Source organism: Roseofilum sp. Guam (genome assembly GCF_017746735.1).
Classification (GTDB): Bacteria; Cyanobacteriota; Cyanobacteriia; order Cyanobacteriales; family Desertifilaceae; genus Roseofilum; species Roseofilum reptotaenium.
On the sequence record NZ_JAGHZN010000088.1, the window covers coordinates 1 to 10218 of the forward strand.

At 44.9% G+C, this 10218-nt stretch carries 11 protein-coding genes and 1 pseudogene; 8 read left to right on the forward strand and 4 right to left on the reverse strand.

The genetic code is table 11. From position 1 onward, the window contains the following. Nucleotides 1–169: 169 nt before the first annotated feature. From J7529_RS23480 to J7529_RS23500, 5 genes and pseudogenes are all read left to right on the forward strand, one after another. A complete protein-coding gene (locus tag J7529_RS23480) occupies nucleotides 170–445 on the forward strand; it encodes a hypothetical protein (RefSeq protein ID WP_318730989.1) in 276 nt (91 codons plus the stop codon). After that, nucleotides 442–813 (forward strand): annotated as a pseudogene (locus J7529_RS24935) (clan AA aspartic protease). Before J7529_RS23480 ends, J7529_RS24935 begins: the two are co-directional and overlap by 4 nt. A 30-nt stretch (nucleotides 814–843) precedes the next feature. After that, complete coding sequence (locus tag J7529_RS23490; protein WP_318730991.1) at nucleotides 844–1563, forward strand: GDSL-type esterase/lipase family protein; 720 nt, start codon at nucleotides 844–846, stop codon at nucleotides 1561–1563. A 99-nt stretch (nucleotides 1564–1662) separates the two neighbouring features. Then, entirely contained in the window at nucleotides 1663–1977 is a 315-nt protein-coding gene (locus tag J7529_RS23495; protein WP_271943321.1) for a hypothetical protein, read from the forward strand. A 361-nt stretch (nucleotides 1978–2338) separates the two neighbouring features. Next, on the forward strand, nucleotides 2339–4558 hold the full coding sequence (locus J7529_RS23500; protein ID WP_318730992.1) for a PhoX family protein: 2220 nt from the start codon (nucleotides 2339–2341) through the stop codon (nucleotides 4556–4558). Nucleotides 4559–5012: 454 nt separating this feature from the next. Here the strand turns inward: J7529_RS23500 and J7529_RS23505 are convergent, their stop codons facing one another. Further along, a complete protein-coding gene (locus J7529_RS23505; RefSeq protein WP_318730993.1) occupies nucleotides 5013–5444 on the reverse strand; it encodes a hypothetical protein in 432 nt (143 codons plus the stop codon). 300 nt (nucleotides 5445–5744) lie between these two features. Here J7529_RS23505 and hrcA point away from each other — a divergent pair, with 300 nt between their 5' ends. Next, complete coding sequence (hrcA, locus tag J7529_RS23510; RefSeq protein WP_318730994.1) at nucleotides 5745–6845, forward strand: heat-inducible transcriptional repressor HrcA; 1101 nt, start codon at nucleotides 5745–5747, stop codon at nucleotides 6843–6845. Between the two features lie 6 nt (nucleotides 6846–6851). On the opposite strand, the gene J7529_RS23515 is transcribed toward hrcA, so the two are convergent. Then, a complete protein-coding gene (locus J7529_RS23515) occupies nucleotides 6852–7289 on the reverse strand; it encodes a hypothetical protein (RefSeq protein WP_271943306.1) in 438 nt (145 codons plus the stop codon). A gap of 269 nt (nucleotides 7290–7558) precedes the next feature. On the opposite strand from J7529_RS23515, the gene J7529_RS23520 reads away from it, so the two are divergent. Next, on the forward strand, nucleotides 7559–8428 hold the full coding sequence (locus tag J7529_RS23520; RefSeq protein ID WP_318730995.1) for a transporter substrate-binding domain-containing protein: 870 nt from the start codon (nucleotides 7559–7561) through the stop codon (nucleotides 8426–8428). Nucleotides 8429–8436: 8 nt separating this feature from the next. After that, nucleotides 8437–9168 carry a DNA/RNA nuclease SfsA gene (sfsA, locus tag J7529_RS23525; RefSeq protein WP_318730996.1) on the forward strand — a complete coding sequence of 244 codons (732 nt, stop codon included), beginning with the start codon at nucleotides 8437–8439 and terminating at the stop codon, nucleotides 9166–9168. 243 nt (nucleotides 9169–9411) lie between these two features. On the opposite strand, the gene J7529_RS23530 is transcribed toward sfsA, so the two are convergent. Together J7529_RS23530 and J7529_RS23535 are read right to left on the reverse strand one after the other, a co-directional pair. Further along, a complete protein-coding gene (locus J7529_RS23530) occupies nucleotides 9412–9594 on the reverse strand; it encodes a hypothetical protein (RefSeq protein ID WP_318730997.1) in 183 nt (60 codons plus the stop codon). Nucleotides 9595–9886: 292 nt separating this feature from the next. Next, nucleotides 9887–10218: transposase (locus tag J7529_RS23535; protein ID WP_318730998.1), on the reverse strand; the 332-nt coding region annotated here is incomplete at its 5' end.

Genomic DNA, 10218 nt, shown 5'->3' on the forward strand with positions numbered 1-10218 from the left:
TTACACGCATTAGCTCTTTAGGCCGCATTCACAAGACTTCTGTTTCTAACGCTTCCTGAGCAAATTGGCGAAGGTATTGTAATAGAGAAGCACATTCCCTGGATCGGACTATATGTCACTCGGCGAACTGTTAAAATGGAGAGAGACTGCTGAAACCGAGGTTAAGCTAATGACAGTTCGACAACCCCGCTACAGTAAAGAAGAATTCGCACGACGGGGCGATGAAATGTATGAAACTCAGGTGCGCCCCCAGGTAGAAGAGGGAAATTATGGGAAAATTGTGGTGATCGATATCGAAACTGGAGCATTTGAGGTTGCCGATGAAATCTTGACGGCAACCGATCGCTTGTTTGAGCGACTTCCCGATGCCCAACCTTGGATTGTCCGCGTTGGACATCGAGCAGTTCATCGCTTTGGCACACGGAGTTTGAGAAAGCCAGTATGATGCAGGAGGTGGTGAATCTGAACTGCGAGGCAACAGTACCTCTAGTTGTTAGCAACGAAAATCATCAAACGCAACTGATTGATGCTGTCATTGATACGGGATACACAGGTTTTCTGAGTTTGCCGCGTGAAATTATTGTTCTCCTAAATTTGCCTTAGACAGGTATCGATCTCGGAACATTAGGCGATGGCAGCGAAGCAACTTTCGAGGTTTATGCGGCCAAGGTTATCTGGGATGGAGAATACGGCAACGTTCCCGTTAATGAGGCTGAAACTGATCCCTTAGTCGGCATGAGCTTACTTTATGGTTACGATGTACAGATTCAAGCTGTAGAGGATGGTCGTGTCACAATTAAAGCGTTGAGGTAAATAGTGAATGTAGATCGATTCCCGATAATTATGATCTCGTTTATCCTGAGTTTAATTCTACTGCCGTTCGTAAAACTCAGAGTGCGGCGATCGCTCGTTTTTCTTGTCCTGTTATTTACTACCTGGGGACTCGTCATTGGTTGCAGTTCCTCAGTAAACCAGGTCAAAAATGTGCAACTCGGACAAGGAGAACAGATTATTGTTTTAGGCAATAGCATTGCCTCTGGCTATGGAGTAAACCCAGAGCAAGCCTTTCCCACTGTTTTAAGTCGTCGGTTGAATGTGCCAATTCTCAATCAAGGCGTTGCAGGAGATACAACAGCCATGGGGTTAGCGCGTCTGCAAACCGATGTATTGGATGAAAATCCCTGGTTAGTGATGGTGGAGTTGTCAGGGAATGACTATCTACAACGCATCCCCGAAACGGAGACTGAGGAGAATTTACGCCAAATCGTAACTCAGATTCAAGCTCAGGGGGCGATCGCCGTGATTTTAGGCATCAATGTAGGTATAGTGGGAGATAGTTACGATCGCATGTTTGAGGAATTAGCCCAGGAGACACAAGCCTATTTGATTCCTCAGATCCTCAAGGGCTTGCTCAGGGATGAGCGATATCGGCAAGATGATATCATACATCCCAATGCTGATGGACATGAGATTATTGGCGATCGCGTCTTTGAAGGACTACAACCCTTACTTAAAGCCGCTAAGATTCCCTCTAATCTGGAGAATCTCATCATTGAGCGATAAGAGAGCAAACGTGTTAACCTTTGTAACGTATCAGAGGTCTTCCAAAGAACCTGGTAAGATACCTCTCAAAACTCTCCGATCTTATTAAGGGACATTGTTATGAGCTTGGAAAATGTACGCCGCCATCTTTCGGAATTAGCGGAATTAATTAGTCAATTGGAGTATGAAAACCTGACTACCGAACAAAGGAAAGTCAAGGCTTCCCTAATTGAGACCTATGAAACAATGAGAACCCGTGTTATAGAAGAATATTGGCGCGAGATTGAGATGAAAGGCGCTTATATGTCCGAAGATGCAGGATTAATTGGAATTGCCCAACAATTAAAAGATCAGTTAGAGGCTGATGGCAATTATTTAGGCAAAACTCAAGAAGCCTTCGATGCATTCATGGCTGATTTAGAGCAATTGCGTTAGAAAGCTTCTAGACGATAGCTAGTGAATCAAAAAGTTAGCTCAGACAATTGGCTCTAAGTCAATTGTCTGAGTTTTAGTGTTGGAACTTTATCAGAAAGTTACCAATGAGTTCTATAGGGCGTAGCGCTAGGGAACAGGCAACAGGCAATAGTAGACGGTGAAAGAGTTATAGGATTTAGAACTGTCCTAACCCTAAAACGTAGCGCTATAAACATCTCTTACTTTGCTCACGTTAGCCACGAGCGATCGCTCAATCTCAACTGACATTAATGAGTTATTTCCTTAGAAATAACGAAAGCTTAACCTAATATCGATACAGTCATAATGTCAAAAACTGAGCGCTCAACTCAACTCATTAACGATGACATTCCAACGCAGACAATTTTTATTATTCCTGGGAGCAACTGCAACAACTGTTGCCTGTGGTTCTTTGGGACAGCAGGGCGGATCGGCTTCTGTACCTGGAAGTTCAGCTACCGCAGCCTCCTCATCTAAAGCTTTAGGCTTAACGTTCGATCCAGTCAAATATCCTTGTCCCCTCTCCTATCAAGGGCTATCGCCAGAGCAACAAAAATCCTTGTATAGTACCTATGAAGTCCTCGATGATGTGGTGCTGCCTGAAGGATACACTTATGATGTGATAGGAGCTTGGGGAGACAAACTAGGCAATTCTCGGTTTGGATATAACAATGATTATCTCTCCTTTGTCCCCACCGGGCCAGACACAGGGTTTTTAACCATTAACTTTGAATACGTCAGTGTTCCTACCTGGGAGCAAACCTATCCGATGGTGATGGGTAAATCTCTGCCCTCCAAAGTGCTGCCTGCACTGGACAAAGCTGGAAGTGACGGAATCAATGCCTTTGAGTTGAACGATCGCGCTTTGAAAGCTGAATTCTATGATTTCTTTAAGGAAACCTTGATCGATCAAGGCATTGGGGTGATTTCTCTGCGTCGGGAGACCAATGGGCAATGGGTGAGAACCTATTCCCCTCAAGACCGCCGGATTACCGGCATCTCTGGCTTAGAGGATGGAAACTATCTGCAAGCCACTGGCCCCGCCGTGTCTGTTTTCCGCAAGACCAATGGCATGGGTTATATTGATACTCTGAGCGATAAAATTATCGGTACATTTAACAACTGTGCCGGGGGAACCAGTCCTTGGGGTACGGTGTTCAGCGCGGAAGAGAATTTCCAGAATTTTGTCCCCGAAGGGGTTTATGCTGATGGTACCTCTTTGCATCCCAAGGCAAAACCCGTTCAACGAGATGAGTTTGAGGGTCAAGGCAACCCCTTTGGGTTAGCCGGTAATAAGTATGGTTGGATGGTAGAAGTCGATCCAGCCAATGGTAATGATTATGGAACCAAGCATACTTGGTTAGGACGCTTCCGCCATGAAGCGGTAGGCATTCGAGCTGAAGCGGGTAAGCCGTTAGTGGTTTATTCAGGATGTGATCGCCGGGGCGGTCATGTCTACAAATTTGTCAGTAAAGGACTGGTGCGTAATCCCCAAGATAAAGCCAACTCCCGCCTACTGAGTGATGGAATGCTCTATGCGGCTAAATTTAATGGCGATGGAACGGGGTCTTGGATTCCCCTAAAAGCTGATACTCCCGTCAATCCTGACCTACCGAGCGATTATCATGGAGGCATGATTCCCCTACCCCATCGCGATCGCACCCAAGGCGGATTTGAGAAAATTGAACAGGATGGGGCGATCGCCGTCTTCAAGCAAAAATTCCGTACTCTGGGCGACCTCTACCAGGGCAACACCCCAGAAGAAGTGCAAGGAGCCATCCTCATTGATGCTCACTTCGCTGCCAACGCTGCCGGAGCCACCTGTACGGCTCGCCCCGAAGATACCATGATCCGTCCCGGAGATGGGGCACTCTTCATCGCCTTCACCTCCGGCAGCCCTGGCGGAGATGGCGGGGCCCATAAAGCCGTCTTCTCCAACAGTAAAGGGGAAAGCCACGAACATGGCTGGATCATGCGTCTCGAAGAAACCAGCAACGATCCCGCCGCCATGACCTTCCGTTGGGACAATCTCGCCATGGGTGGAGAAGCTACCGAAGGCGGAATGGGCTTTTCTAACCCCGATAACCTGGATTTTGATTCCATGGGCAACCTCTGGATGGTTACCGATATGTCTACCTCCAGACACAATAAAGCTGTGCCCCGTGGACGGGTAGATGAACAACGCAACTTTATTAGTCAATCCAATTTACGGGGGATTTTCGGCAATAACTCCATGTGGTATCTTCCCCTCTCTGGTGAACATGCAGGAGAAGCCTATCCCTTTGCCCTGTCTCCTATGGAAACCGAATCCTGTGGCCCGTTCTTCACAGAAGATCGCAAAACCTTATTTCTGGCGATTCAACACCCTGGAGAACGGTATGGAATGCGGAAAAACATGGCATCAGAAACCCGTGAATTTTCTATGATGACGACTGACGGCCAAGAGTTCATGCAAAAGCGCGTAGTGCCTCTGGGGTCTAACTGGCCGGGTAAAGGGCCGAACGATCCTCCCAAACCTTCTGTAATCGTAATACGCCGGATCGATAATCAACCCCTTGTCTAAATCCAGTTAGCTCTTATCCTTGATTGTCTTGTTCATCTCCCTCTGGTTCAGTGCTGGGGGGAGATTTTTGGCGATCGTATAGCGCTGCGCGCTAGGGAATGGGGAATGGGGTCGGAGAATGGGATTACCTCTGGCTATAACTTTGACATCGAACAAGCTATCCATGCCATTTTCCAATATTTGTCAATACTATAGCCCAGCGCTATAAAATCATCAGATTAAAAAGGAAATGAATACGACTAACAGGACATAAATCGCAGTCAATTTGTACTGGGTGTTTGGAGCGTAATACCAAATAGGATCGCGAGAACTTTAGCCAAGTCATTGGGGACACCGTAGGTATTGATGTCTTTTTGAATCAACTTTTGCTGGCGATGAAACAGACCAAATTTCCAGGTATCTCCTGTCGTAACTGCTCCGTAGAGATAGTCTACAGGGGCATCAATCCACTGGTCTAGGGCAATGAGTTCTCTACTGCAAGTTGGGTAAATCCTTTTCCAAGATCGGCATTTTTCGCTTCAATAATCACGAGATTTTGAGGGGTGGGAATGAAGTAATCCACATTTCCCTTGAGTTGGTTGCTGACTCGGATCGAATACTCAATCTTGAGGGGTGACTGGATAAACTTGCAGACGGTTTTCAGCACTGGGAAAATGAGTGATTCTCGACGAGCAATTTCTGAGGTAGGATCGACTAACGCCAAATTTTCTGCCAATTCATCAGTCAGTGGGGTGGGGTCTAGGGGTTGCTGCTCTGGAAGTTGGAGAGAAGTAGACTCCATAGCAACCCCGAATTCAGCTAGAATATCGGCGGTATCAAAGGGTAGGGTACTATACTGGCTAAAGCTGTAACTAGCGGCAGGGTCAAGAATTGAGGGTTTCACCATTGCTTTACTCTGGCAGCTTGTCTCATGGACTGTCCTGGATGGAAGTATAGCAAGCGATCGCAAAACTCCATATCATCCATTATACCTTGGCTCCAGAAATTTCTAATGCTAGGAGAAACTGGAGAGTGACAGAAGAGGGTTATGCTATCCCCCTATTCCCCTAATCCCTATCCTAGAAGATGGATGGACAAATTCTTGCTATCTTATGACTTATAGATCAAAATTTCCACCGATGAGCGTCCTGGTTATTTTCAGCACACATCGGTTATCGATTCCATAATATTTCTGATATACACTCAAATGCACTTAGAATTTAAACTGAGCGATCGCCATAAGCGCGTCTTACAAGCAACGGTCAATCATTATGTTGCCACAGCCGAACCCGTAGGTTCAAAAGTTTTGGTTGAAGAATATAATTTTTCTGTAAGCACGGCTACCATTCGCTCTTGTTTAAGTTATTTAGATAAATCGGGGCTACTCTATCAACCCCATACTTCAGCCGGTCGTGTCCCTTCAGATTCCGGCTATCGCTGGTATGTAGACCATTTGATGACCCCAAATGTTAAGACAGGGAAACAAGTGGAAAGCTTGCTACAAGAAAAGCTCAATTGGCAATGGAGTTTAGAAGCCCTCTTTAAATCAGCCGCCCAAATTTTATCGAGTTTAAGCGGTTATATTACTCTGATTACTATGCCTCAAGCGCAGAATGCTCGGTTGCATCATTTGCAATTAGTGGCGGTGGATAGCGATCGCGCCAGTGATGGGTCGCATTATCGCGCTATGCTAATTTTGGTTACCGATACGTACCAAACCCATTCTACTTTTATTGACTTACCCAAGACAGAAGAAGAAGAAAGCCAAACCCTAGAACAAGTAGCCAGGGAATTGCAAGTTCTCTCCAATTTTCTTAACCATAATTTGAAAGGACGGTTACTGACGGAGTTGGAGCATCTAGATTGGACGGAATTAGATAGTGAATTTGAACGCTATGGAGAACAGCTTACCCAGGTTTTGAACCAGTTTCAACAGCACCATGCGACCTCTGTTTATACGGATATTTGGATGAGTGGGGTTGCAGAATTATTGCGACAACCGGAGTTTTCCCAACTGCATCAGGTACAAGCTTTAATTCATTTGCTCGAAGAAGAACCCACTCAATTATTGCCACTCATTGTTCAAGTTCCCGATCGGGAAAAAAAAGGTAGTCGGGTGCAGGTTTGGATCGGCTCAGAAAATCCTTTGGAACCGATGCAAAGTTGCGCTCTAGTGACTTCTTCCTATTTTCGTGGTTCCCTTCCTGTGGGGAGTGTGGGGGTTTTGGGACCAACGCGGATGATGTATGAAAATGCGATCGCCGTGGTGGAAGCCACGGCAGGTTATCTCTCAGATGCTCTGAGTTAGGAGTATTTATTTAGGATCTTTGGATTCAGCGTCGCTTTGACTGCGGGGAGCAGTTAAAATTTCCCAAGCTGCCTTAGCCGCTTCCGAGAGGCGATCGCCAAATTCTTGGGCTTGCTTGACAATATTGTCCCAATTTTTCTCTGCATCTTTTTGTAGAAGTTTGAGGGAATTTTCAATCCGATCGGGATCAAATAAATGTTCTTCTTCTAGGCTGGTTTTTGCTTTCTTGACTGAACTGAGATAGGTTTCTAAGGTATAGTTTCCAGCTTTATGAAGTTCTGACTGGGCCCTGGTTTTAATGGCTTCAATCAGCGCCATAGTCTCATTTTTAACAGTTTCTGTAGCATTTTTTAGACCCTCATCTTCTTCCACCATGGCTTTGGTTTCAGGGCTAACTTCCACTTCTACTACGGTAGATTCTTTCGGTGTATCAGTTTCGCTCATGATTAGATAACCTCATATAGACGATCGCTACGCACTAGGGAATAGGCAACCAGATTCACCCCGATTGTAATGGAGTTGTGAGTCTTTTGCCCGATGATGATAATTACGAGTTTATTCTAGCGGGCGCCAAGCGCCCGGCTAAGGCGGTAAACTCTCCATCATGGGTAGGGTTGACTCTCCTCTCTACTCAAGTATTGTCGCACAATTGACAAAAAGAGGATTTGGGGATATTCTTACTCGTCAGCTTATTCCGACAATCAATAACGGTAATGTTCAAAAAAATAACTGCGATCGCCGCCAGCTTGGGTATCCTGTTAACAACTGCTGGAGCCAGTCCAGCGCAAGAAATTCTGGAAGAAATTCAAAACACCGGAACCTTAAAAGTCGGCATTCGTAAAGATGCAGCTCCTTTCGGCTATGTAGAATCGGGAGAATGGGAAGGACTTTGCATCGAGATGATGGAGTCTTTTACTGAAGAATTAGAACAGCAATTCAACCGCTCTATTGAATTGCAAACCATTGAATCAACCCTCAATGAAGCTTCCTCGAATGGTCGATATCGCAGTGTCAGAGATGGACGAGTTCATCTAGAATGTGGACCGAATACTATCAGCACCACTCCACCTCAAGGAACCGAATTTTCGACCAAATTCTTCGTTACGGGAACCTATTTTTTAATGCGTCCTCAAACTCGAATTTTGTTCAAACCTTCGGGATTTTTGGAAGGATTAGATATTGGGGTTCTAGATGATACTCTAACACGCAAATTTATTGAGATTCGCTATCAACTCGCCGATCCAATATCTTATACCGGAAATCAAGGCAGACAACAAGCTATTCGAGATGCTATGAGAGGAACAATTGATGCCTTTGCCAGTGATGGGATTCTCTTAGTTGGAGAAGCCGAAAGACAAGGATTAACTTCTTCTCAATACAGTCTTTTACCGAATGAACCCCTAACTTGTATTTCCTATGGTATGATTTTGCCCTCCCACGATCAGCAATGGATAGAAACAGTTAATCTCTTTATTGCTAAAGGAGATGCGATTAATATTGTTACCCGTATCTTGACAGATTTAGTCGGGGCAGAATCTCCTTATATCGATGTGACGATCGCCGCAATGGATAAGTGCAGTTAATTCTAGAAATGTCATCTTTTTTATATCACTATCCTCCCCTATTTCCAGGTATCCTCAAACGTCGCTATAAACGGTTTTTAGCTGATATTGAATTGGAAACTGGGGAGTTGATTACGGCCCATTGTCCCAATACAGGACCGATGACTGATGTTTGTGAAATTGGCGCTCCGGTACAAGTATCCTATCATGACAATCCCAAGCGTAAGTTGGCTTACACTTGGGAAATGATTCAACTGCAAACTCCTGAACCGATTTGGGTGGGGGTGAATACGAGTTTACCCAATCGAGTCATTAAATTAGCTCTAGAGCAGCGAATTTTTTCCCAATTAAAAGACTATGAAACCCTGAAAACTGAGGTCGTTTATGGCAAAGATCGGCGCAGTCGCGTGGATTTTCTCCTGACTGGAGATCCGCCGATTTATGTAGAAGTTAAAAATACCACTTGGGCTAAAAATGAGGTTGCCTTGTTTCCCGATACGGTAACCGATCGCGGTCAAAAGCATTTACGGGAGTTAATGGAACTTCCTCCAAAAGCAAGAGCGGTGATGCTCTATTTCATTAATCGCGCGGACTGTGAGCAGTTTTCCCCTGGGGATAGCGCCGATCTCGTCTATGGTGAGCTGTTGCGTCAGGCGATCGCCAAAGGAGTAGAAATTCTCCCCTGTCGCTTTTCTGTCACTCCAGAAGGGATAGAGTATCTAGGTTTAGCTGAAGTAAATCTTTCCAAGAAGTCAACCTAGCGACGGGAGTGACATCTGCTGCTTCTCAATGACTCAGACTCATCTTCTCAAATTGATATAGCAGACAAAGGGAAAGTTAGGACATTTTCTATTGACTATTGCCTCTTGCCTATTACCTCAAACAATAACCTAACTGTCTTAACCAACTCCTTCTCTGCTATATTAAGTTTAAATCGCTAAATCTGCAATCAACGGTAAATGATCGGAGCCAATATTAGAATCAGTACGACTGTTTACTGGTTTCTATTGAGGCAATTGTCTGAGAGTATTTATTAAGCGCAATATCATGAAGAGAGGTATCCACCACAACATGGAAATCGCCACTCCCTGATGGACAATACCCAATGTGAGGATATTGTAGCAATGGTTCCCTAATTCTCGACTGGTAAGGTATACACTCAAAACCCAAGGTTGGGATATCTGCATCCAACTGACCACTATTTGGGCAATTTCCGTATAATTTAAGCCAAACCCAGGGTAAAATCTTCAGGAAGAATAATCCTCAAGGGGTGACAAGGCAGGTCAAAGGTCGCTATAGCGACCTTTTTCGGTGGTATTTTGCTGAAAACATCAACTCAATGGTCGCGATCGCATAACCATAGCATCAGATTAGAGGGTTACTTGCCCAAAAAATCTCAGCGATTTTTTGGGCATCTTAAAGGCTCAAAGCCAAGCGTAGCCTTAGATTAAAGCCTGTTGTCACTCCCTGAGAGAATAATCATATTGAGAAAGCCCTTTTTAGATTGACATACTCCCCGACCTGAAGGTACGGGGATTCTCCGGTCAAACAGCAATAGCAGTCTGGGACGGTCTGACTAAAGCCTAACGAATCAGTTGATGCCCCAACTGATTTAATGTTTCTAGCCGCATTTAAGTCTCTATCATGCTTAGTTGAACATGAAGGACAAGACCATTGACGCTCTTTTAACTTCAGTTCATTGAGTACATGGCCACATTCAGAACAAGTCTTAGAACTGGGAAACCATCGATCAATATAAACTACACGCTTAGATTTCTTGGCAGCTACCCATTCAAGAATAGAAAGAAATT